Source organism: Georgenia sunbinii, from assembly GCF_036421875.1.
GTDB lineage: Bacteria > Actinomycetota > Actinomycetes > Actinomycetales > Actinomycetaceae > Georgenia_B > Georgenia_B sunbinii.
Genome location: NZ_JAZGOL010000001.1, coordinates 406,062 through 426,755 on the forward strand (window position 1 = coordinate 406,062; position 20,694 = coordinate 426,755).

Genomic DNA, 20,694 nt, shown 5'->3' on the forward strand with positions numbered 1-20,694 from the left:
CGGGAACTGCGAGCCGCCGCGGAGAGGATCGGCGCGCATTGGCGACATGGCCACGTCTTGCGGCTCGACGCCGGATGCCACAGCGGGCGGCAGGTCGCCAAGATCATCGTTACGGGATTGAGATAAAGCGGACCTGAATGATGTCAAACATTGACGAGCGCTTGACCGTGAGGTGGGGCATCAGCCAGCGAGGTGGGGGAGGACCTCGGTCTCGAACAGCTCGATCCCGCTGGTGTCGTAGGCCGCCTCTGGGAAGTAGCAGATGGCGTAGCCCAGGCCGAGGTCGCCGAGCGCGGAGAGCTTCTCCGTCACCTGCTCCGGCGTCCCGCAGCCGGGCATGCCTCGCACCGAGCGGAGCTCGCGCTCGACGGCGTCGTCGTCGACCCCGGCGCGCCGTAGCCGGTCGGCGAGCTGTGCCAGCCGGTCCTCGACCTCGGCCTCGTCCCGGCCGATCGCGACGTTGTAGTTGGCCGAGCGGACGATCCGGTCGAAGCTGGTGCCGAGCGCGCGGCAGTGCTCGGCCAGCAGCTCGGACTTGCGGGCGAAGCCCTCAGGGGTGCCGTCGAAGTTCGTGTAGTCGGCGTGCTCGGCGGCGATCCGCAACGTCACCCGCTCGCCACCACCGGCGATCCACAGCGGCGGGCCGTCAGGTTGGCGCGGCAGCGGCCGGTTGAGGGCACCGTCGACCCGGTAGTGCGCGCCGTCGAGCGTGGCCGTCCCGGTGCGCCAGGACTGCTGCAGGATCTGGACGGTCTCCTCGAGCATCCCCAGCCGCTCACCGGCTCGCGGGAAGCCGTAGCCGTAGGCGCGCCACTCGTGCTCGTACCAGCCGGCGCCGATCCCCATCTCCAGCCGCCCGCCGCTGACGTGGTCGACGGTCGTTGCCACCTTGGCCAGGTAGGCGGGGGAACGGTAGGCCGCGCAGGTGCACATCTGGCCGAGCCGGACACGCTCGGTGCTCGCCGCCAGTGCCGCCATGAGGGTCCACGCCTCGTGGGTCGCCTCGTCGCTGGGCACCGGGGAGGTGTGGAAGTGGTCGTACACCCAGGCCGACTCCCAGGGGCCGCCATCCGCGCGCCGCGCGAGGTCGCGCATGAGAGGCCACTGCTCGGCGTCCTCGATCCCGAGGAGGTCGAATCGCCAGCCCTGCGGGATGAACATGCCGAACCGCATCTGCGTCATGGCAGGAGGGTAGGTCACGTCGTGGTCACAGACCGTTCGGCGCGCACGATAAAGCGGACATCCTGCGTAGGCTGCGACCATGAGGAGCGAGGAAGAAGTGCGGACGGCCGCCGCCGAGCGTGTCTGGACCGTGCCGAACGTCATCAGCCTGGTCCGGCTGATCCTCATCCCGGTCTTCGCGTGGCTGATCGTCGCCGAGCACGACGTCCTCGCGCTGGTCGTCCTCGCCGTCGCCGGGCTGACCGACTGGGCGGACGGCTTCATCGCCCGGCGGTTCAACCAGGCCAGCCGCCTCGGCCGGGTGCTCGACCCGGCCGCCGACCGCCTCTACATCTTTGCCGCGCTCATCGGGCTCGCCTACCGCGACCTCATCCCGTGGTGGCTGGTGATCATCATCGTCGCCCGGGAGCTCGTGCTCGCCGGCACCATCCCGTTCCTGCTCCGCTACGGCTACGGCACGCTGCCCGTTCACATGGCCGGCAAGACCGGCACGTTCTGCCTGATGTACGCCTTCCCGCTCCTGCTGCTCGGCGCCATGCCGGGCGCCGTCGGTGCGACCGCCTTCGTCATCGGCTGGGCGGTCGCGCTCTGGGGCGTCGGTCTCTACTGGTTCGCCTGCCTGCTCTACGTCGAGCAGGTCGCCCGGATCGTGCGTACCGAACGAGGTCGGGTGGCGAGGTGACGCGCCCGCACACCGATCCGGCCGCGTCGATGACCCTGCTGCGGGAGGTGCTCGACCGCCCGCTCGACCCTGGCTACGCCGCCGCGGCGCGTCGCCGGGACACCGCGCGGCCGCTGCCGTGGTGGCGTCGCATGACTGTTCTGCTGCTCGCAGCGGTGCTCGGGCTGGGCACGGTGTGGGCCGCGCGGGAGCTGCGTGCCCCGACCCCGGGCGCCAGTGCCGCTCGAGTCCTCCTCGTCGAGCAGATCGAGGACGGCACCGGCCGTGCGGAGCGGACCGCGGCGCGCAACGAGGAGGTCGTGGGTCGCATCCACGCGCTGGAGGCGCAGTCACTCACCGGCGCCAGCAGCGCGTACCTCGACCACGTACGGATGCTCGGGGTCAACGCGGGCTCCGTCCGGGTCGCCGGGCCCGGGATCGTCATCACCCTCGATGACTCCCGAGACGCGCAGGAAGGGGAGCCAGGGGCTGAGCTCGGCCTGGTCCAGGACCTCGACCTGCAGATCTTGGTCAACGCGCTGTGGGGCGCCGGCGCCGAGGCGATTGCCATCAACGGTCACCGGCTCACCAGCGTCAGCGCGATCCGCTCCGCCGGCCGGGCGATCCTCGTCGACCTGGCGCCGCTCACCCGGCCCTACGTGGTCGAGGCGGTCGGGCCCGCCCAGGACCTGCAGGCCCGGCTGGCACGGACCACCGGCGGGGAGCACCTCGCCACGCTCAGCGACGTCTTCGGGATCTCCGTCTCGATGTCCAGCGCGGACGAGCTCGAGCTGCCCGGCAGCTCGTTGCGTACCCTGCGGTACGCCGAGCCGCTGGCAGAACCGCCGTCCGTCGAGGGGGAGCTGTGAGCAATGATCGGCGGGCTGCGCGGTACCGTCGGGACCACGTCGTGCGGGAGGTGCGCTAGGTGTTCGCGATCATCGGGCTGGTGGTCGGCGTCGTCGTCGGGCTCGTGCTGGAGCCGACCGTGCCGGCCGCGCTCCAGCCGTACCTACCGATCGCCGTCGTCGCTGCGCTGGACGCGCTGTTCGGCGGGGTCCGGGCGTACCTCGAGGGACTCTTCGACGACCGTGTCTTCGTCACGTCCTTCCTCTTCAACGTCCTCATCGCGGCGTTCCTCGTCTTCCTCGGGGACCAGCTGGGAGTGGGCAGCCAGATGACGACGGCGATCGTCGTCGTGCTCGGTATCCGGATCTTCTCCAACGTGGCCTCCATCCGGCGGCAGATCTTCAAGGCATGACACCGGACCCGCAGGGCAGCCGGCCCGAGGACGCCTCGCGCCCACCGGCACCACCGGCCGGGACCGCTGGTGCCGGTGGGCAGTCACCGCTGGCCCGGCTGCGCCACCTCATCCTCGGCACCCGGCTCACCGGGATCCACGTCCTCATCGTGCTGCTCTGCGTCGGGTTCGGCTTCGCCGTCGTCGTCCAGGTGCGGCAGGGTGAGGAGGACGCCTACGCATCGATGCGGCAGGACGACCTCATCCGGCTGCTCGACGAGCTCACCCAGCGCAACGACGAGCTCGACGAGGAGGGTGCCCAGCTTCGGCAGGAGCTCGCGGAGCTGGAGTCCGGCTCCAGCACACGCGCGGCGGCACAGGAGGCCGCTGAGCAGCAGGCCCAGGTGCAGGGGATCCTCGCCGGCACCCTCGCCGTCGAGGGCCCTGGCATCGAGCTGGTCGTCATCGACCCGGACGCCGCGATCTCGGCGCCCACCTTCGTCAACGTGCTCGAGGAGCTGCGCGCCGCCGGCGCCGAGGCGATCGAGCTCGACGGGCAGCGGATCACCATGTCGAGCTGGATCACCACCGGCGCCGACGGGATCGTGGTCAGCGGGACCGAGCTCACCTCGCCCTACGTGTGGCGTGCCATCGGCGACCCTCACACACTCGCCGGCGCGCTAGGCATCCCCGGCGGTGCGCTGGCGTCGATCCGGGGGGCCGGAGGAGAGGCGGAGGTCACTCAGCACGAGGACCTGCGGATCACCGCGGTGCGGGAGCTGGAGTCGCCGGAGTCGGCGACGCCTGTCCCTGCTGACGAGTCCTGAAGACCACCGCGCCGCCGGGGAACTATGCTGGTAGCCAGGACGGGCGACAACCCTGGCCGAGACATGGGAGCGATGACTATGACGACCGAACCGGAACCGCAGGACAGCGCGAGCACGACCGCTCGGTTCGGGGCGATCACCGAGGGCGACGACGCCGCCACCCGCCTCGACAAGTCCCAGGAGGACCTCGCCGCGGTCAGCGGGCTGCCGCCCGGGCACGCGCTGCTCATCGTGCAGCGAGGCCCGACCGCGGGTGCCCGGTTCCTGCTCGACGCCGAGCGGACGCTCGCCGGCCGGCACCCGACCGCTGACATCTTCCTCGACGACGTCACCGTCTCGCGCAAGCACGCCGAGTTCATCGCCCACGAGGGCGGGTACATCGTGCGCGACGTCGGGTCGCTCAACGGCACCTACATCAACCGGGAACGGATCGACTCCGCGGTGCTCACCGCCGGCGACGAGGTGCAGATCGGCAAGTACCGGCTGACCTACCACCCGAGCCCCAACCAGGCGACGAACGGCGACGCCGCACTGTGAGTCCCCGCGCCCTACCCGCGTCGTCGGGCCCCGGCGACGACCCCTGGGACGACGGCGCCACGGCCCCTGGACCCTGGCCGCCAGGAGCGTCGCGGCGCGCCACGATGACCATCGGGGCGGTGCTCGGCGTCCTGCAGGCCGAGTTTCCCGCGGTACGGATCTCCAAGCTGCGCTTCCTCGAGGAGCAGGGGCTGGTGACTCCGTCACGCAGCGGGTCCGGGTACCGGATGTACAGCCAGGCCGACGTCGAGCGGCTGCGGTTCGCGCTCACCGCGCAGCGCGACTCGTTCCTGCCGCTGCGCGTCATCCGCGACCAGCTCGCCGACCTCGACGCCGGTCACCCGGTGGAGACCGCCCCCGGGACACGGGTCGTCACCCGTGACGGCGAGCTCGTCGCCCCGCGGCCCTCGGCGCGGGTACGCGCGCAGGAGATCGCCGACCTCACCGGCGCCAGCCTGAGCCAGGTGCAGGACGTGGCCGACGCCGGCCTCATCGTCGCCGACCCCCGGGGCCGGTACCCGGGACGCGCCGTCGCCGTGGTCCAGCACGCGCTGGCCCTCGCCCGCCAGGGGATCAGCCCGCGCAACCTGCGCACCGTCCGTAGCTCCGCCGAGCGTCAGGCCGACACCATCGACCAGGTTGTGGCACCGATGCGCGCCCAACGGTCGGGGGCCGGGCGGGAGCGGGGCGCGGCTCGCGCCCAGGAGCTCGGCGAGCTCTACTCCCAGCTGCACGCCGAGCTGCTGCGACAGGCGGTCGACGACCTCGCCTGAGGTCCGGTGCAGCGCTGGCGGTCCGCCGGTGTTATCGACACCCGCCGCAGGAGTCGGCTCCGATATGCCTCGCGAGCCCGACCCGTTGGCCGTACCGTGGTGCCATGCGTGAGATGGACGTGCTCGGCGTCCGCGTGAGCATCCCGGAGAACGAGGTCGTTGTCGTGCTCGCGGCACGAGGCGGCTCGGTCGTCCTGCCGATCGTCATCGGCCCTCGGGAGGGTGCGTCGATCGCGACGGCGCAGGCGGGGATCGTGCCGGAGCGTCCGCAGACCCACGACCTCATGATCACCCTGTTCACGGCCACCGGCCTCACTCTCACCGAGGTGAGGGTCACGCGGCTCGAAGCGGGCACGTTCCACGCCGAGCTCGTGCTCTCCTCCGGTCAGCGGCTGGACGCACGGCCGTCCGACGCGATTGCGCTCGCACTGCGTGCGCACTGCCCGGTGCTGTGCGAGGACACCGTGCTCAACGTTGCGGGCGTGATCATGGAGAAGGAGCACGAGGAGCACGAGGAGGACAGCGGCGAGGTCGTCCAGGAGTTCCGGGAGTTCCTCGAGACGGTCGAGCCCGAGGACTTCGAGCGCTGAAGTGTCATGGCCAGGCAAAGTCTCAACGTGAACTGAAGGGTCAGACTCGCCGCTCAGAACTGCGCTCGGCGCGCCGTTGCGGGTGTCGTTGACTGGGCCTGCCGAGCAACCTAGCGTGAGATCATCAAGGCCAGCGCACGGCAGGTGCGGGGCACGAACCGAACGGGAGCTCATGTGAGCGGCAGCGATGCAACGGCCGGGGCGACGCCCGGGGTGCCGCAGCGGGCGCAGGGGATGCTCTTCGGCGACGAGCTGCCCGACCTCGACACCGAGACCGGTTACCGCGGCCCGACGGCGTGCCGTGCGGCCGGCATCACCTACCGGCAGCTGGACTACTGGGCCCGTACCGGCCTCGTGGAGCCCACCGTCCGTAATGCCAGCGGCTCCGGCTCGCAGCGGCTCTACAGCTTCCGGGACATTCTCGTCCTCAAGGTCGTCAAGCGGCTGCTGGACACCGGGGTCTCCCTCCAGCAGATCCGCACCGCCGTGCATCACCTGCACGAGCGCGGCGTCGAGGACCTCGCGCAGATCACCCTCATGAGTGATGGTGCGAGCGTGTATGAGTGCACCAGCACCGACGAGGTGATTGACCTCGTCCAGGGAGGCCAGGGCGTCTTCGGCATCGCCGTCGGGCGGGTGTGGCGTGAGGTCGAGGGTGACCTTGCCGAGCTGCCCACCGAGCGGGCCACTGGTACTGACAGCTCCGTCGAGGATGAGCTCGCCAAGCGGCGCCGCGCCCGCGACGTCGGCTGAGCCGCCGGGCTGAGCAGTGCGGCGGGCCGGGTGAGGCTCGTCACCGGTGGGGGCGGATCCGGGCAGTATCGCGCGCTCGTGACGACGCGAGCAATCTGGCGGGGGAGTAGTCCCCACCGGCGAACCGTGGATGGCGTGGGGTGTTTGTCCAGGTGTCTCCTAGGATCGGAGCATGAGTAACCCCATCGCGGGCTGGTATCCAGACCCCTCAGGCGACACCACGAAACTCCGATACTGGGACGGCTCGAGCTGGACGGAGCATTTTGCTCCCACCCAGCCAGTAGCAGCACCGGACCAGGGCGTTGGCGGGCCGGGCGGCCAGCAGGCTCATGCCGGCAGCGCCGATCAGGCCGCTCCGACCGAAGCCTTCTCCGCCGGGGCGCTCGGCGGCGGGGTGCCGGCCGACCCGGCCGACCCGGCCGCCGAGCCGACGCAGGCGTTCGGCGGCGGCGACGCCACAGCTGCGGCAGCCGGGCAGGCATACGGGCAGGCTCCCGCTGAGCAGGGTTACGGGCAGCAGCCCGACTATGGCCAGCAGCCCGGTTACGGGCAGCAGCCCGGCTATGGGCAGCAGCCCGGTTACGGGCAGCAGGCTGGCTATGGCCAGCAGCCTGGCTATGGGCAGCAGCCTGGCTATGGGCAGCAGCCCGGCCAACCGGCTGGCTACGGCCAGCAGCCTGGGCAGCAGGCTGGCTACGGCCAGCAGCCCGGTTATGGACAGCAGCCTGGCTACGGCCAGCAGCCCGGTTACGGCCAGCAACCTGACCAGGGCGCGCAGTCCTACGGTGTGCCGGGTGCCGGGGCGCAGGACCTCTACGGCGCGCCGACCGGTTCAGGCCAGGACGGCGGTGGTTCCGGCAAGGGGCTCATCGTCGGAATCATCATTGCTGCGGTCGTGCTCATCGGCGCCGCGGTGACGGCCGTCATCCTGCTGCTCGGCGGCGATGACGACGCGCCGGCGCCGACGCCCACGTCACAACCGACGGCGGAGCAGACGACCGAGGCGGCGACTGAGGAAGAGACCGAGGACGAGACGGACACGACTGGCCCGGAGCCGACCACCGACGCACCAGCGGCGCAGTCCGGTGGTCCGATCGAGCTGGGTACCGAGGTTGCCGGCAGCGTCGACGCCGACGCCCCGTGGGTCGGCACGCTCACGATCACCGAGCCGACCGCCGTCGTGCTGGATGCGCGCAGCGAGGCCGTCGATCTGACGATCGCTGTCACCGGTGACGGCGTCGACGCCGAGAACGACGACCGCGGCCAGTTCGGACGTTTCGCCGACGCCCGCTCGCTCGACCCGGCGCTCGGCATCTTCCTCGAGGCCGGTGACTACGACGTGTCGGTCGCCGGCTGGAGCTCCAGCGCCTCCGGCGACTTCACGCTGACCGCTTCAGCGGTCGAGATGGTGGATCCGGGATCGGCCGTCCAGATCGAGCTTGAGGGGGACGAGGCATGGTACGGCGCCATCGAGGTTCCGGCGGACGCCAGTCAGCTCACGCTGGACACCGTGTCGTCCGAGGGGGACCCCCGGATGGGCATCATGAGCCCGAGCGGCGCCAACGACGGCAACGACGACAGCTCCGACAGCTCTGGCAGCTGGTCCGACCCGTACCTCAGCGTCACCGCTGAGCCGGGGGTGTACCTCGTGGTGATCAGCGAGTACTACGGCGACGCGACCGCGGTCGAGCTGACGGTCTCGCTCGACTGACGCCCGCAGCTCCTGGTGCCCCCGTGGTGAATCACGGGGGCACCAGCATCCCTGCCGGCGATGCGCCGGTCGGACCACTGGACCGAGAGAAGCTCGATGGACCAGCATCCCTACGCCACTCCGGTCCGCCTCGTCGGCGAGATCGTCACAGTCGAGCCTCTCGCGACCGAGCACCACGATGACCTCGTCGATGCCGTGCGCGACGGGGAGCTGTGGCGCCTCTGGTACACCCGCATCCCCGCGCCGGAGATGATGGCTGACGAGATCGCGGCTCGGCTGGCCAAGCAGGACGCCGGGCAGATCGCCGCCTTCACCCTGCGCGCCACGGCCACCGGCGAGGCGTTGGGCATGACCACCTATCTGCACCTCGACCCGGCGAACCGGCGCCTGGAGATCGGGTCGACCTGGCTGCGGCGCAGCGCCCAGGGCACCGGTGCGAACGCGGAGGCAAAGCTCCTGCTGCTGCGCCACGCCTTCGAGACCCTCGGCTGCGAGGGCGTCGAGCTCCGGACCCACCACCGGAACGCCCAGTCGCGCGCGGCGATCGAACGGCTCGGGGCTCACCTTGACGGGGTGCTGCGCCGGCACATGCTCCTGCCCGACGGGACCTGGCGCGACACCTGCGTCTACTCGGTGCTGGCCGCTGAGTGGCCGAGCGTGCGCGCCGGGCTCGAAGCGCGACTCTGACCCCGACCCGGGTCCGTCACGGCTGACTGACCCGCCGCGCAACGATCGCGCCGTGCGGCCGGTGGTCAGGCCCGGTCCGAGTGTGGGTCTCGAGGACCTGAAAGCCGGCCTCGTGGAGCTGGCGGGTCATCTCGTGCACCGGCCAGGTGTAGGCGGCGACGACGGCATGGTCGAACCTCGCGATCGTCGGCCCGTCGAAGAACCCGAGCAGCAGTCCTCCGCCTGGACGGATCACTCGCGCGAACTCGGTGAGCGTTGCTTGAACGGCTGCTGGCTCGTGGTGGATGAGTGAGTACCAGGCGAGGATGCCGCCGAGGGTGCCGGCATCGGCCTCGAGCGCGTCGATGCTACCGATCCGGTAGGAGACGCCGGGGTACCGCGAACGGGCCGAGGCGATGAACTCGCTCACCAGGTCGATGCCCGCGGCGGCAACGCCCTGCTCGACGAGGTAGTTCGTCCAGTGGCCCGGGCCGCACCCCGCGTCGAGCACCGGCCCTCCAACGCCCGTCGCCCAGGTGCGTATGAGCTCGTTGTCGGCGGGGTGCATGGCCGCCATCGAGCCCAGGCGCTCGGCGTACTCGGCTGCGCGACGTGCGTAGGAGCGCTGAACATCCACAGCCACCACCTTGGCCATCGCCACCCGATTTTCCTCGACGACCGGCGTCACGCCATGGGAAGGGTTGCCGTGGCGGGCCGCGGGTCGGAGCGGAGCCGGCCGTAGGTGAGGACGTCGACGCGGTCGTCGTCGATGAGAAACTTCTCGCGCTCCAGGCCTTCCCGGACGAATCCGGCGGCTCGCGCGACGGTGCCCGATGCCGGGTTGTCCACGCGGTGGCCGAGCTCGAGGCGATGCAGACCGGCGTCGGACAGCGACCAGTTCGCCACGGTCGCCGCCGCACGACTCGCACGGCCGCGGCCTCGGTGCGCGGCATGCAGCCAGTACCAGAACCAGCCGCTGAGGTTCCTGGCATCGACCGACACCGCCACCAGCCCGACGACGATGTCGGACTCGGTCACCGCCCACGCGCGATGGGGGCCATCTGGTGCCACGAGCCGGCGGACGTATGCGCCGGCATCGTCGAGTGTCTCGACGTCGCCCTGGCGCGCCATGTCTGCCGCGGACTGGAAGGCGGCCAGCACGTCCGGGGCATCGGCCGAGCGCAGCGGTCGTAACGTGGTGGTGGTCACCCCGTCATGTTCCCAGCCTGAGCTGCAGGCACCAAGCACGGGGGAGGGGCGCGGCGCACGTCGTATGGGGGAGTGGCCCCGGATCAGGGAGCTGCCTGGTGCCAGCGTTGCAGGCCGCTGAGATGCTCCTCGGTTACCGGTAGGTCGATGGTTTCTCCGTCGCGCTGGATGAGCACAAGATACCTTCTCCTCCCTTTGAGGATGCTCGGACGGATCTCGGAGATGTCCTCCCATCGGTACGTGGTCCTCCTGGGGGAATCACCAGATGAAGGCCGTCCAGGTCAGCCTCGAGTCGAGTTTTGCTCTGGCTCCAGGCAGCCAACGCAGCGACGACGGAGAAGCCGGCGTAGAGCACCGGGAGCGCAATTCGCATGACCACTTCCATTTCGTCAACGTTTAACCAAGCGATTCTGCGTCGCCTCGTTGAAGTAGGTGTGGCGCTACCAGTATGCCGCGCTGCCGGATGAGTCGGTGTAGCGCGTGTCGACCTGGTCCGGGTCGATCGAGCGGGTCGCCAGCACGGTGGAGGCGTCGAGTCGGGGCTCGGTGTCGTCCTCAGCAGGTGCATGGTAGACACGGATGCGATCACCAAGCACAGCTGTGACAGGCTCCGAGGCGTTGTGTGGTCGTTCAAGCGCATGAACCAGTACAGGGTCGTCTCGTCGAGAACCGCGCTCACAGCGGCTCTCTCGTAGCCGTCCTGGGTGAGCCGTCCGACGTAGAAGATGGTGCCGGTTTTGAAGCCCTGCGTGCTGCGGACGGTTAGGCTGGTGCCGCTTTCGTAAGCAGCCGCCAGTTCGGTCCTCTCCCGAACGTTGCTGTCTGCGAATGATCTGCATGAAAGCGTCGTTCCCATACACCCCTAACTAATCACGTTTGCGAGGAAGAATAAAGTGGACTTGAGTGGGCTGGCTGAGTTCCTGACGTCAGCCACTGCGCCGTGGTGGTCTGGGCTCCTGGGAATATTACTTGGTGGAGTCGGCACCTACCTCACCACTAAGAGGAGCGACGAACGAAGGCAGGCCGCCGAGCGACAAACTCGCCTTGATCAACAACAGTTTGATCAGCAAGCTCTGTCCGACCAACGGACCTATGACGTAGAGCAGCAACGCAGAGCGGACGTCCGTAAGGCCATCGCTGGCCTTGTGGCAGCTTCAGCGAAGTGCGAGCAAACCGCCTTCAGCCTGGCAGCCCACAGCACGCTCGAAAACCGTCGAGAGTCACTCGTCGCCATAGGTGACGCGACATACCACTTCTCGCAGGTGCAACTGCTCGCGGGCGGGCCGGTCTTAATGGCTGCACTCGAACTTCACAACGCCTCCCGGGTACTCAACCTCAAGCCCGGAGTCGACAACCTGGTCAACAACGTCGGGGATGTGACTCAGAAGCGGCTAGCGCTAATCTATACCGCAAAAGCGAATCCAGCCTTCACCTGAGCCAAAGCAAAGAGCGATTCAGCAGAAGGTCGTCGGGGCGGGTGGCCGCGCGGTCAGGTCGGGGCAGCGAGCTGTCGTAGTTGGGTGATGGCGTCGGCGGCGAGGTGGGCGCAGGGCGCTTTGTCGTTGAGGTGGAGCATGACGCGTCGGGCGCTGCGGGTGATGATGGCGGGATCGCGAACAGGCGCAATCGTAGTCGTTCGGGTTCCCAGCGGCGGGCGGCGTGGTCGCCGGAGGCAAGCATCTGCATCCAGGCGGTCGCCGTCGCCGACTCGGTGGAGGACTGGTCGAGGGGAGGGGCGCCTGTCCGGCCGGTGATGCGTCAGACGCGATACGGCGTGTGTTCTGACATAATGTACATTATCGGCGTTGCGACAGAAGTGCGATCGACCGCCGTCGGCGAGGCTGCCGGACTCACGTCGGAGCGCGACAACGCTGCAACGACCCGACGCTTGATCTGTCGGTCCTCAGTGTGGCCCGACCGATGACATTTCCGCGCCGTGCTGGTCTGTACAGCAAAGACCGTCTCACGGGAGGCTGACGCCATGCGCAAACTCACCTACGGCATGAACCTGAGCCTGGACGGCTACATCGCCGCCCCCGGCGACGACATCGGCTGGAGCGTACCGAGCGACGAGCTGTTCCAGTGGTGGTCCGACCGGGTGGGTATGACGGGCCTGACGCTGTACGGGCGCAAGCTGTGGGAGACGATGAGCTCCCACTGGCCCACTGCCGACCGGCAGCCTGGCGTCACACCGGCGGAGATCGAGTTCGCCCACCGCTGGCTGGACATGCCGAAGGTGGTGTTCTCCTCGACGACCAGCACGGTCGACTGGAACACCCGTCTGGTCACCGGCGACCCGGTCGCCGAGATCGCCCGGCTCAAGGCCGAGGACGGCGGCCCCATGGACATCGGCGGCGCCACGCTCGCGGCGGCCGCGATGCGGGCCGGGCTGATCGACGAGTATGTGCTGGCCACCGCGCCGGTCTTGGTGGGCAGCGGCACGCCGTTCTTCACGGCCCTGGACAGCTGGGTGAACCTGAACTTGGTGGAGACCCGGACGTTTCCCGACGGCGTGGTCCTCACCAGGTACGAGACCAGGCGCTGAGGTTCGGCGGGCGGCAGGCGAACCATCCGGCATGGTGCTGCGTTCCGTGAGGCCGAGCGGGTTCAGTCGGCGAGTCCGAGAAAGACGAGAAGCGCACGGTCAAGTCGGACAAGATCGGCATCGGAGACTCGGCCGAGGTGGTCGCGCACGTTCGCTCGCGGCATCGTCGCGACCTTGTCGACCATGATCTGACTCGACTTCTCGATGCCCGTGGTGCTGGTCGGCTCTACCGTGATCCGGACGAGGGGCGCCTGGATCGGGTTGGTCGTCAGTGGGCACACGGTCACCGATGCGGTCGAGTCGAACCGATCATCCTGGACGATGACGACGGGTCTCGGCTTGCCGGTGTAGTTGCCGCGTGCGGCAGCGATGTAGATGTCGCCCCGCCTCACCCGTCGGTCTCCCCCTCGGTGTCCCACTCGACCGAGATGGCATCAACGAACGCCTGGTCGTCGGCCTCATGCTCGCTGGCAGCGATGGCAGCAGACTGGCGGTGAGCTTCGGCGACGAACTCTGGAGCCCGCACGTCGGGCACCCAGATCTGAACAGGCCTCAGTCCTTGCTCTCGCAAGCGTCGACGGTGCTCGCGTACTCGCTCTTGTGTGCTCGCCATACCACCATGTTACATGTAACGATGTGGCTCGACAACGGGTCTGCTGCCCGATGAGTCCTTGGTGCAGGCGTCGCGCGCATCGCTCGCCCTCTCCCCCGGCGGGACCGCGGTATCCCCTGCTCCAACCGGATCCGATCGCCGGCCAGCGCAGTGCGCGGATCGGCAGCTCGATCACCGCGGCTACCCGTCCCGGCGCCGGTCGTACCGTTCCGGCAACGGACCGAAGCCGGCCGCCACGTAGGTGGCCACGGCTCCGACGTTCGAGGTCGGCGTGCACACGAGCACGCTGGACGCGCCGAGCTCCCGGAGTGTGGCCGCCGCGGCGACGGTGATCGCCGTGCCGAAGCCACGCCCGCGGTGCTCCGGGTGCACGCCCAAAGGCTCGATCAGACCGGGCCGTCCCGGGCCGGCCGACCAGACCGTGATGGCCGCGGCCGCCGCGGCGTCGTCGTCGCGGGCAACCAGGCACCGGCCATCGGCATACAGCGGGCCGGCGGCCATTGCGTGCCACCGCTCGTCGGTGAACGACGACGCGCCGAACGAGGCGCGCTGCACCATCGTGCGGTCGCGCACCTGGGCGTGCCCGACGACCTCGACGTGGGCCCCGGGGACCGGGAACGGCGCGGTGAGGTCGTGACGCAGCGGCGTCCAGGGTTCGTCGGCGGTCCAGCCGCGCTCGGTGAGCACGTCCTTGACCAACGCCCCGGTGGGGGCTTCGACGGTGACGGCTCCCCCGGGCAGGACGCCACGCTCGGGACGCGTCACGTCCTCGGCCAGGTGCCGAGCAAGCTCCTCGTCATCCTGCGCGACCGGCGCGATCCCGAGCCGCAGGAGCGTCGGCCCGTCCAGCAGCCCGACGGCGACGACCTCTCCCCCGCGACGCCAGGTCCGGACGGCGGCCGCTGTCGCCGCCGCGCCCCATCGCCAGTACCAGCCGACGTCCCCGGGATGGAGCTGAAGCGGTGCGGCGTCGTCCTGCCACGCCTGCAGCGCGTCCAGCGCCTCCCCCAGCCCGTCGACGGTCGGCGCGCCCAGCTCGATCACCATGGGCGCCATCAGACACCAGCATGCCGCGGGCCCGCGCCCTCATTTCCCGGCTCAGCTGTTTGCGGCGCAGACGGTGGCTACCGGTCCGTGCCCGCGTCACCGACGATCGGGCCTGCCGCGTCCTCAGACCCGGTCGGAGGCTCGGCGGCGGGTGGTGCGATGGGCGCGGATCACCAGCGTGGCCACCACAGCCGCGAACACCGCGAACCCGACCCAGATCATCGCTTGGCTGACGTTCAGGGGTACCCCGTCGACATCTGGGGTGCGTCCGCCGTCACGGCCGGTCGCCGCGACCAGCAGAAGCAGCAGGATCGTCGCGGTGGCGGCTGCGCGTCCCACGAGGCGGCCGACGCGGTCGGTCATTGTCGCCCCTGGCCGGTACGCCGGCCGCAGCAGCCGGACGAGGAGAAGTCCGGCGATCGGTAGCTGCAGCAGCCAGATGGTGGTTCGGAACGCGCCGTCGTACCAGACGTTCGTGCCGTACAGCAGGGTGTGCCACACGCTCAGGACGTACACGATGATGATCGAGGCGTGCAGGACCCGCCACACTCGCGGCCCCATCGCCCGGCGGGCGTAGAACGCCAGCCCGAGCGGGATGGCCAGGTACAGCGCGATGAGTCCGATGAGGATCGCGATAACGCCAGTGCCGCTGTCGTACCCGCCGGGGACGAAGGTGTCGGCGAACGCGCGCCACAGGCGACCGACCCATCCCGCCTCCGCACGGTTCTGCCGAGCCATCTCGACGAAGAACCAGAAGGCATGGACGAACATCAGGCCGATGGTGGTCAGGCTCGTCGTGCGGTGCCACTTCTCGATTCGGGCGACCGAGACCGGCACCCAGCTCGGGAGGCGGCTGGAGCGCATCAGGCCAAGCATGACGGTGATCCACGCCCAGAGGAGGCCCGACCAGCCGAAGGCCTGGCACATCCAGTACATCCAGTACATGGGCTCGGACAGGTGCGGCATGATCACGGTCGTCGCGGACGTGCCTGCTTCGATGCGCCAGTAGAGCAGCGCGAAGATCGCCAGCGTGACCACCAGTGCCACGGTCGCGTCAAGAACGACAGCCCGCAGGTCCTCCTTCAGCGCGCGGACATCGAACCATGCCCGCCGGCGCGTCGTAGTCGTGTCAGTCACCGTTGACCACCTATCCCCTGCCCCTGGGCAAGCTGCTCGACGTCGAACATTTCCGTGCTGTCGACGAGGAGCCTACGGTGACCTCCAGCTGGCGAGACGCGAGGTCCGCCATGCGGGCCGCGCAAGGCCGCTCCCCCACTGGTTCCTCGGCTTCGGCGGGTGGTCGGTCCGTTCCCGCGGGATGGCCACCGCTACGTCAGCAGCTCGTCCGAGGCGGACGTTGCGGGGGCGCTCGGAGCAGGCCAGACGGCCCGCAGGATCCGGATCGCATCGTCGAGGTCGACTCCGGCGCTGGCCCCCGCTCGAGCGAGGGCGCGGGCATGCTCGATGACGTCGGGTGGTGTGGTGCTGGCCTGGGGATGCACCCGGGTGCCGCCACCAACTCGCGTCTGGAGCAGTCCTTCTCCTTCGAGTAGCCGGTAGGCCTTGGCCACGGTCCCGGGCGCCACGCCGAGGTCCTTGGCCAGCTGTCGCACGGAGGGAAGCCGTTCTCCGGCAGGGAGCTGGTCGGTGGCGACCAGGCCTCGGATCTGGCCGCGAATCTGCTCGGCGGGCGATCCGTTGGCGGTCAGCGAGATACGGATTGCCATGGCGCCTTGGACTTCATGTGCGTGGCGGGAAGCACTGCTACGAGGAGGATGGCGAACCAGAGGAACCAGCCGCCCAGCTCGGCAACCGTCGCGGTGAGGCGCATAGGGGTCTCGAGGATGATGAGCGGTGGCCGGGCGGAGATCCACCCCTGGTCGGTGGGGAGTCCAGCGGTGAGGCGCGCAGTCCCCACCAGGTGCTGGAGGATCGAGGCGAGGTGGACCAGCATCGCACCGAGGCTCATGGCCAGGATGTTGCGGGTGCGCCACCGGCGGGTGGCGACGTCGGCCAGCTGCTCGTTCAGCGCGGGCCTCGCGACAGCCTTGACGGCTATGAGCGTGGCGACCAGGAGGAGCGCGAGGAGGACCATGCTCGGCAGTGAGTAGTACCAGCCGTAGATGTCTGCCCCCGCGACGACGCCGTTGCCGATCTCAATCTCGTAGCTCCGATAGCGACCCTGGTCGTCGGGAATCGAGGCTTGCCCGGCAAGCACGCTCACCACGAGCACGGTGATCGCCAACGCGGGCAGGGCGACCAGCAATCCGGGCGCTGTGAAGCTGGTCAGGGTCCGTGGCGACAGGTCCGCGGAGCCGGTTGCGTCGTGGCGAACCGCCGGCAGCACCAAGAGTACGACGGCGACGATTCCGGCGCCCAAGGGTGCCGCAAGACTCACGAGCGTCTGTGTCGTGGAATCCGCGAAAGGGGTCGGCAAGACCCACGAGAGCCGCTCGATCACGACGGCGACGACCGCGAGTAGGGCGGCGGTCAGCGTCCAGCCCCGCACCGAGCGACCGACCTCGGGTCGGCTTCGGTGGCGGACGAGGGCACCGAACAGCAGCACGGCGAGCAGGCTGATCAGCGGACCGTCGAACATGACCCGTAGTTGCAGCAGCGTCAGCGTCATCGTGAGTTCCCGGGGAAGTGTGTCAGGTGGTTAATACACTTTGTACCACGAGAGTGATGCAGTCTCCAGGCATGCTTCGTCGCGGCGCGCGCTACACCTCGCCTCGTCGTCCCACCCGTGCTCGTAGTGAAAATGTTCGTGGAAGCTCTCCGCCCATTCCTTGAGCCGCGTCGTCAGCTCCGACGAGAGTGACCACTCACTCGCGCTGGTCTCTCCGTCGCTCCACGTGCCACTAGACCGGCCCGAGAATCCGGTTCTTTCGCGCCTCGTACTCGTCCGCTGTGATGGCCCCAGCCTCACGGAGGTGGGCCAGCCGGCGCACGTGCTCGACGGCGTCGGCTGCGATGGGTGCCTCGTGATGTCGTTGCGAGCGACGGGTGAACCGCACGAGGAGGACGACGGCGGTGACGACGAGACCGACGATGATGACCGATACCACGCTCCACGCCATGTCGTAGGTCGCCGGCAGGAGCGGGCCCTGCGATGCCGCGCTTCGGATCATGTCGGCACGGTATCAGCGCGCCATCATGCGTTCGTGTCGCGAACGGCAAGACCCTCGGAGCGCCATGCCGCCAGGAGGCGGCCGTCGCCCGAGCTGGCGAGAAGCTCAGGATCCTCCACGGCAACCGCTGCAGCGCAATGGGTAGCGTCGTATCCCCGGAGGCCGTAGACCTTGGCGAGCCGCGCGGCTTCGGCCATGAGCCCCTGATCGAGCTCGATCACGTGCACGACCAGCCACAGGGCATCGAGGATGGCGGTGCCCTCGTGGGACTCGTGGCTCGAGACCCTGCCCAGCCGTTCGGCAAGGGCGAGTGCTGCTGCCGCTTCGATATAGGCGAGGGGTGTGGCCGTGATGGTGTCGGCGGCGTCCCACAGCTCGCCGCACGCGGCTGAGGTCGGCTCGTCGACTAACAACGGCACCAACGCCGAGGTGTCGACATAGAGGATCACCGGCGCTGCTGATCAACGAGGTCGCTCACCGTGCCGGAAGTCTTGATCGGCGCCGGCCGGCGGTCCTTCGGTCGGCTGGCGGGTGTGACCTTGCCCGCTGCGATCAGCTGCTCCAGCTTCGTCGGCGCGCCGACCGGGATGATCCGGGCAACTGGCCGGCCGTGGTCGGTGACGGTGATCGTGTGTCCGTCGCGCACCCGTGCGAGGTGGCGACTAAGTCCGTCTCGCAGTTCTCGAACACCGACGTCCATGACGGATTCTCCCATGGCCATAATTGGATTAATCTATATGGCTATATAGTCACCCAACTCAGTTCGGTTCAATACCCGAGACCTCGTCCCGGCAGGACGCGGTGCCGTCACCGGGACGGCGTTAGAGGTCAGCCCCCACGTACTCCGCGAGGTGCTCCCCCGTCAGCGTCGCCTGGCCGGCGACGAGATCGGCCGGCGTGCCCTCGAACACCACGCGACCGCCGTCGTGCCCGGCGCCGGGGCCGAGGTCGATGATCCAGTCGGCGTGCGCCATCACCGCCTGGTGGTGCTCGATGACGATGACTGACGTCCCGCCGTCGACCAGCCGGTCGAGCAGGCCGAGCAGCTGCTCGACGTCGGCGAGGTGCAGCCCGGTGGTCGGCTCGTCGAGGATGTAGACGTCGCCCTTCTCCCCCATCTGGGTGGCGAGCTTGAGCCGCTGCCGCTCGCCGCCGGAGAGGGTGGTCAGCGGCTGGCCGAGGGTGAGGTATCCGAGTCCGACGTCGACCAGCCGGGTGAGGATCTTGTGCGCCGCGGGGACCCGCGCCTCTCCCCCGGCGAAGAACTCCTGGGCCTGCTCGGCAGGCAGCGCGAGCACCTCGCTGATGTCCTTGCCGCCGAGGGTGTACTCCAGCACGTCGGCGCTGAACCGCTTACCGCCGCACTCCTCACAGCTGGTGGAGACGGTCTCCATGAACCCCAGCTCGGTGAAGATGACGCCGGCGCCCTTGCACACCGGGCAGGCGCCCTCGGAGTTCGCGCTGAACAGCGCCGGCTTGACGCCGTTGGCCTTGGCGAACGCCTTGCGGATCGGCTCGAGCAGCCCGGTGTAGGTCGCCGGGTTGCTGCGCCGCGAGCCGCGGATCGCCGTCTGGTCGATCTCGACGATGCCGTCGCGACCGGCCACCGACCCGTGGATCAGCGAGCTCTTGCCCGAGCCAGCCACCCCGGTGACGACGACGAGCACGCCGAGCGGGATGTCGACGTCGACGGACCGCAGGTTGTGCGTGCCGGCACCGCGCACCTCCAGCGCACCCGACGGCTCGCGCACAGCCTTCTTGACGGTCGCCCGGTCGTCGAGGTGCCGGCCGGTGAGCGTGCCGCTCGCCCGCAGCCCCGTGAGGCTCCCCTCGAAGACGATCTCGCCCCCGGCGGTGCCTGCGCGCGGACCCAGGTCGACGACGTGGTCGGCGATGGCGATGACCTCCGGCTTGTGCTCGACGACGAGCACCGTGTTGCCCTTGTCCCGCAACGCCAGCAGCAGCCGGTTCATCCGCTGGATGTCGTGCGGGTGCAGCCCGATGGTCGGCTCGTCGAAGACGTAGGTGATGTCGGTGAGCGACGACCCGAGGTGCCGGATCATCTTGGTGCGCTGGGCCTCACCGCCGGAGAGCGTGCCCGAGGGCCGGTCGAGCGACAGATACCCCAGCCCGATCTCCACGAAGGAGTCGAGGCTGTCCCCCAGGTTCTTCAGCAGCGGCGCCACCTCGGGTGCGTCCAGTCCGCGGACCCACGCGGCGAGGTCGCTGATCTGCATCCGGCAGGCGTCGGCGATGCTGACGCCGTCGATCCGGGACTCGCGGGCGTGCTCGGCGAGCCGGGTCCCGTCGCAGTCCGGGCAGGTCATGAAGACCACCGCGCGGTCGACGAACGCGCGGATGTGGGGCTGCATGGCGTCGCGGTCCTTGGCCAGCATCGACTTCTTGATCTTCGGGACCAGGCCCTCGTAGGTCATGTTCGCGCCGCCGACCGGTACCTTCGTCGCCTCCTTGTAGAGGAACGCCTCGCGCTCGCGCTTGGTGTAGTCGCGGATCGGCTTGTTCGGGTCGAGGAAGCCAGACTCGCTGAACAGCTTGACGTACCAGCCGTCGGCCACGTAGCCGGGCACCGTGATGGCACCCTCGGCGAGCGACTTCGAGTCGTCGAACAGCTGACCGAGGTCGATGTCGGTGACCGACCCGCGACCCTCGCAGCGAGGACACATGCCGCCGAGCTGGTTGAAGGTCGCCTTGACCGCCTTCTTGCCGCCGACCGAGATGGCGCCGGACGACGTCACCGACGGCACGTTGAACGAGTAGGCGTTGGGCGAGCCCACGTGGGGCTGCCCGAGCCGGCTGAACAGGATCCGCAGGAAGGCGTTGGCGTCGGTGACGGTCCCCAGCGTGGAGCGCGGGTTGGCACCGAGCTGCTCCTGGTCGACGATGATCGCCGTCGTCAGCCCGTCGAGGACGTCGACGTCGGGGCGGGCCAGCGTCGGCATGAACCCCTGGAGGAACGCGCTGTAGGTCTCGTTGATCATTCGCTGCGACTCGGAGGCGATGGTGCCGAACACCAACGAGCTCTTGCCCGAGCCGGAGACTCCGGTGAACACCGTCAGACGTCGTTTGGGGATCGCCAGCGAGATGTCCTTGAGGTTGTTCTCCCGGGCGCCCTCAACCCTGATGAGGTCGTGGCGGTCGGCCGCGTGCGCGGCGTCGTGACGGGTGTCCGGCTGCGTGGTCATCGGTGC

General features: G+C 69.3%; 25 protein-coding genes. 12 read left to right on the top strand and 13 right to left on the bottom strand.

The window, feature by feature from the left end; genetic code table 11:
- Window positions 1-180: 180 nt before the first annotated feature.
- On the bottom strand, window positions 181-1,173 hold the full coding sequence (locus tag V2J52_RS01930; protein ID WP_331226477.1) for an LLM class F420-dependent oxidoreductase: 993 nt from the start codon (window positions 1,171-1,173) through the stop codon (window positions 181-183).
- Window positions 1,174-1,261: 88 nt separating this feature from the next.
- On the opposite strand from V2J52_RS01930, the gene clsA reads away from it, so the two are divergent.
- The 10 genes from clsA to V2J52_RS01980 all read left to right on the top strand — a co-directional run bounded on the left by clsA (window position 1,262) and on the right by V2J52_RS01980 (window position 8,961).
- Window positions 1,262-1,864, top strand: a complete 603-nt coding sequence (gene clsA / locus V2J52_RS01935) for a cardiolipin synthase ClsA (protein ID WP_331225969.1) — start codon at window positions 1,262-1,264, stop codon at window positions 1,862-1,864.
- Window positions 1,861-2,712, top strand: a complete 852-nt coding sequence (locus V2J52_RS01940; protein ID WP_331225970.1) for a DUF881 domain-containing protein — start codon at window positions 1,861-1,863, stop codon at window positions 2,710-2,712. Before clsA ends, V2J52_RS01940 begins: the two co-directional genes overlap by 4 nt.
- 59 nt (window positions 2,713-2,771) lie before the next feature.
- Window positions 2,772-3,104: a small basic family protein gene (locus tag V2J52_RS01945; RefSeq protein ID WP_331225971.1), complete on the top strand. Its 333-nt coding sequence runs from the start codon at window positions 2,772-2,774 to the stop codon at window positions 3,102-3,104.
- A complete protein-coding gene (locus V2J52_RS01950; protein WP_331225972.1) occupies window positions 3,101-3,910 on the top strand; it encodes a DUF881 domain-containing protein in 810 nt (269 codons plus the stop codon). Before V2J52_RS01945 ends, V2J52_RS01950 begins: the two co-directional genes overlap by 4 nt.
- Window positions 3,911-3,982: 72 nt before the next feature.
- Complete coding sequence (locus V2J52_RS01955; protein ID WP_491062095.1) at window positions 3,983-4,447, top strand: FHA domain-containing protein; 465 nt, start codon at window positions 3,983-3,985, stop codon at window positions 4,445-4,447.
- Window positions 4,448-4,551: 104 nt separating this feature from the next.
- The gene (gene ftsR / locus V2J52_RS01960) at window positions 4,552-5,220 is read left to right on the top strand and encodes a transcriptional regulator FtsR (protein ID WP_331225974.1); all 669 of its coding nucleotides are present in this window, start codon (window positions 4,552-4,554) and stop codon (window positions 5,218-5,220) included.
- Between the two features lie 104 nt (window positions 5,221-5,324).
- Window positions 5,325-5,810, top strand: coding sequence for a bifunctional nuclease family protein (locus tag V2J52_RS01965; protein ID WP_331225975.1), 486 nt, complete (start codon window positions 5,325-5,327; stop codon window positions 5,808-5,810).
- A gap of 234 nt (window positions 5,811-6,044) precedes the next feature.
- Window positions 6,045-6,563, top strand: coding sequence for a MerR family transcriptional regulator (locus V2J52_RS01970; RefSeq protein ID WP_331226478.1), 519 nt, complete (start codon window positions 6,045-6,047; stop codon window positions 6,561-6,563).
- A 172-nt stretch (window positions 6,564-6,735) separates the two neighbouring features.
- Entirely contained in the window at window positions 6,736-8,274 is a 1,539-nt protein-coding gene (locus tag V2J52_RS01975) for a DUF2510 domain-containing protein (protein ID WP_331225976.1), read from the top strand.
- Window positions 8,275-8,370: 96 nt separating this feature from the next.
- Window positions 8,371-8,961, top strand: coding sequence for a GNAT family N-acetyltransferase (locus tag V2J52_RS01980; RefSeq protein WP_331225977.1), 591 nt, complete (start codon window positions 8,371-8,373; stop codon window positions 8,959-8,961).
- Window positions 8,962-8,977: 16 nt separating this feature from the next.
- Here the strand turns inward: V2J52_RS01980 and V2J52_RS01985 are convergent, their stop codons facing one another.
- Both V2J52_RS01985 and V2J52_RS01990 read right to left on the bottom strand, forming a co-directional pair.
- Window positions 8,978-9,577: a class I SAM-dependent methyltransferase gene (locus tag V2J52_RS01985; protein ID WP_331225978.1), complete on the bottom strand. Its 600-nt coding sequence runs from the start codon at window positions 9,575-9,577 to the stop codon at window positions 8,978-8,980.
- A gap of 47 nt (window positions 9,578-9,624) precedes the next feature.
- Window positions 9,625-10,149 (bottom strand): GNAT family N-acetyltransferase, encoded by a 525-nt coding sequence (locus V2J52_RS01990; protein ID WP_331225979.1) that lies wholly within the window; start codon window positions 10,147-10,149, stop codon window positions 9,625-9,627.
- An 893-nt stretch (window positions 10,150-11,042) separates the two neighbouring features.
- Between V2J52_RS01990 and V2J52_RS01995 the strand changes: the two genes are divergently transcribed.
- Both V2J52_RS01995 and V2J52_RS02000 read left to right on the top strand, forming a co-directional pair.
- Window positions 11,043-11,585, top strand: a complete 543-nt coding sequence (locus tag V2J52_RS01995) for a hypothetical protein (RefSeq protein WP_331225980.1) — start codon at window positions 11,043-11,045, stop codon at window positions 11,583-11,585.
- 545 nt (window positions 11,586-12,130) lie between these two features.
- Window positions 12,131-12,694, top strand: coding sequence for a dihydrofolate reductase family protein (locus V2J52_RS02000; RefSeq protein ID WP_331225981.1), 564 nt, complete (start codon window positions 12,131-12,133; stop codon window positions 12,692-12,694).
- A gap of 62 nt (window positions 12,695-12,756) precedes the next feature.
- Here the strand turns inward: V2J52_RS02000 and V2J52_RS02005 are convergent, their stop codons facing one another.
- The 10 genes from V2J52_RS02005 to V2J52_RS02050 form a co-directional block, all read right to left on the bottom strand.
- Window positions 12,757-13,086: a type II toxin-antitoxin system PemK/MazF family toxin gene (locus V2J52_RS02005; protein ID WP_331225982.1), complete on the bottom strand. Its 330-nt coding sequence runs from the start codon at window positions 13,084-13,086 to the stop codon at window positions 12,757-12,759.
- Window positions 13,083-13,307 carry an antitoxin MazE family protein gene (locus V2J52_RS02010; protein ID WP_331225983.1) on the bottom strand — a complete coding sequence of 75 codons (225 nt, stop codon included), beginning with the start codon at window positions 13,305-13,307 and terminating at the stop codon, window positions 13,083-13,085. The genes V2J52_RS02005 and V2J52_RS02010 overlap by 4 nt, the downstream gene beginning before the upstream one ends.
- Before the next feature lie 180 nt (window positions 13,308-13,487).
- Complete coding sequence (locus tag V2J52_RS02015; RefSeq protein WP_491062162.1) at window positions 13,488-14,354, bottom strand: GNAT family N-acetyltransferase; 867 nt, start codon at window positions 14,352-14,354, stop codon at window positions 13,488-13,490.
- A gap of 123 nt (window positions 14,355-14,477) precedes the next feature.
- Entirely contained in the window at window positions 14,478-15,491 is a 1,014-nt protein-coding gene (locus V2J52_RS02020) for a ferric reductase-like transmembrane domain-containing protein (RefSeq protein ID WP_331225985.1), read from the bottom strand.
- A 191-nt stretch (window positions 15,492-15,682) separates the two neighbouring features.
- Window positions 15,683-16,081 (bottom strand): GntR family transcriptional regulator, encoded by a 399-nt coding sequence (locus tag V2J52_RS02025; protein WP_331225986.1) that lies wholly within the window; start codon window positions 16,079-16,081, stop codon window positions 15,683-15,685.
- Entirely contained in the window at window positions 16,060-16,983 is a 924-nt protein-coding gene (locus V2J52_RS02030; RefSeq protein ID WP_331225987.1) for a hypothetical protein, read from the bottom strand. The genes V2J52_RS02025 and V2J52_RS02030 overlap by 22 nt, the downstream gene beginning before the upstream one ends.
- 232 nt (window positions 16,984-17,215) lie before the next feature.
- On the bottom strand, window positions 17,216-17,485 hold the full coding sequence (locus V2J52_RS02035; protein WP_331225988.1) for an SHOCT domain-containing protein: 270 nt from the start codon (window positions 17,483-17,485) through the stop codon (window positions 17,216-17,218).
- Window positions 17,486-17,508: 23 nt separating this feature from the next.
- Window positions 17,509-17,934 carry a type II toxin-antitoxin system VapC family toxin gene (locus V2J52_RS02040; RefSeq protein ID WP_331225989.1) on the bottom strand — a complete coding sequence of 142 codons (426 nt, stop codon included), beginning with the start codon at window positions 17,932-17,934 and terminating at the stop codon, window positions 17,509-17,511.
- Window positions 17,931-18,200, bottom strand: coding sequence for a type II toxin-antitoxin system Phd/YefM family antitoxin (locus V2J52_RS02045; RefSeq protein ID WP_331225990.1), 270 nt, complete (start codon window positions 18,198-18,200; stop codon window positions 17,931-17,933). Before V2J52_RS02045 ends, V2J52_RS02040 begins: the two co-directional genes overlap by 4 nt.
- A gap of 106 nt (window positions 18,201-18,306) precedes the next feature.
- Window positions 18,307-20,688: an excinuclease ABC subunit UvrA gene (locus V2J52_RS02050; protein ID WP_331225991.1), complete on the bottom strand. Its 2,382-nt coding sequence runs from the start codon at window positions 20,686-20,688 to the stop codon at window positions 18,307-18,309.
- Window positions 20,689-20,694 lie beyond the last annotated feature (6 nt).

Excerpts from the sequence above, each read along its gene's own strand:
- V2J52_RS01965 (WP_331225975.1), top strand. The coding sequence starts at position 5,325 with ATGCGTGAGATGGACGTGCTCGGCGTCCGCGTGAGCATCCCGGAGAAC.
- V2J52_RS01930 (WP_331226477.1), bottom strand. The coding sequence starts at position 1,173 with ATGCGGTTCGGCATGTTCATCCCGCAGGGCTGGCGATTCGACCTCCTC.
- V2J52_RS01970 (WP_331226478.1), top strand. The coding sequence starts at position 6,045 with ATGCTCTTCGGCGACGAGCTGCCCGACCTCGACACCGAGACCGGTTAC.
- ftsR (WP_331225974.1), top strand. The coding sequence starts at position 4,552 with ATGACCATCGGGGCGGTGCTCGGCGTCCTGCAGGCCGAGTTTCCCGCG.
- V2J52_RS02025 (WP_331225986.1), bottom strand. The coding sequence starts at position 16,081 with ATGGCAATCCGTATCTCGCTGACCGCCAACGGATCGCCCGCCGAGCAG.
- V2J52_RS01980 (WP_331225977.1), top strand. The coding sequence starts at position 8,371 with ATGGACCAGCATCCCTACGCCACTCCGGTCCGCCTCGTCGGCGAGATC.
- V2J52_RS02030 (WP_331225987.1), bottom strand. The coding sequence starts at position 16,983 with ATGACGCTGACGCTGCTGCAACTACGGGTCATGTTCGACGGTCCGCTG.
- V2J52_RS01950 (WP_331225972.1), top strand. The coding sequence starts at position 3,101 with ATGACACCGGACCCGCAGGGCAGCCGGCCCGAGGACGCCTCGCGCCCA.
- V2J52_RS02010 (WP_331225983.1), bottom strand. The coding sequence starts at position 13,307 with ATGGCGAGCACACAAGAGCGAGTACGCGAGCACCGTCGACGCTTGCGA.
- V2J52_RS02000 (WP_331225981.1), top strand. The coding sequence starts at position 12,131 with ATGCGCAAACTCACCTACGGCATGAACCTGAGCCTGGACGGCTACATC.
- V2J52_RS02015 (WP_491062162.1), bottom strand. The coding sequence starts at position 14,354 with ATGGTGATCGAGCTGGGCGCGCCGACCGTCGACGGGCTGGGGGAGGCG.
- clsA (WP_331225969.1), top strand. The coding sequence starts at position 1,262 with ATGAGGAGCGAGGAAGAAGTGCGGACGGCCGCCGCCGAGCGTGTCTGG.
- V2J52_RS01975 (WP_331225976.1), top strand. The coding sequence starts at position 6,736 with ATGAGTAACCCCATCGCGGGCTGGTATCCAGACCCCTCAGGCGACACC.
- V2J52_RS01955 (WP_491062095.1), top strand. The coding sequence starts at position 3,983 with ATGACTATGACGACCGAACCGGAACCGCAGGACAGCGCGAGCACGACC.
- V2J52_RS02050 (WP_331225991.1), bottom strand. The coding sequence starts at position 20,688 with ATGACCACGCAGCCGGACACCCGTCACGACGCCGCGCACGCGGCCGAC.
- V2J52_RS02035 (WP_331225988.1), bottom strand. The coding sequence starts at position 17,485 with ATGATCCGAAGCGCGGCATCGCAGGGCCCGCTCCTGCCGGCGACCTAC.
- V2J52_RS02045 (WP_331225990.1), bottom strand. The coding sequence starts at position 18,200 with ATGGGAGAATCCGTCATGGACGTCGGTGTTCGAGAACTGCGAGACGGA.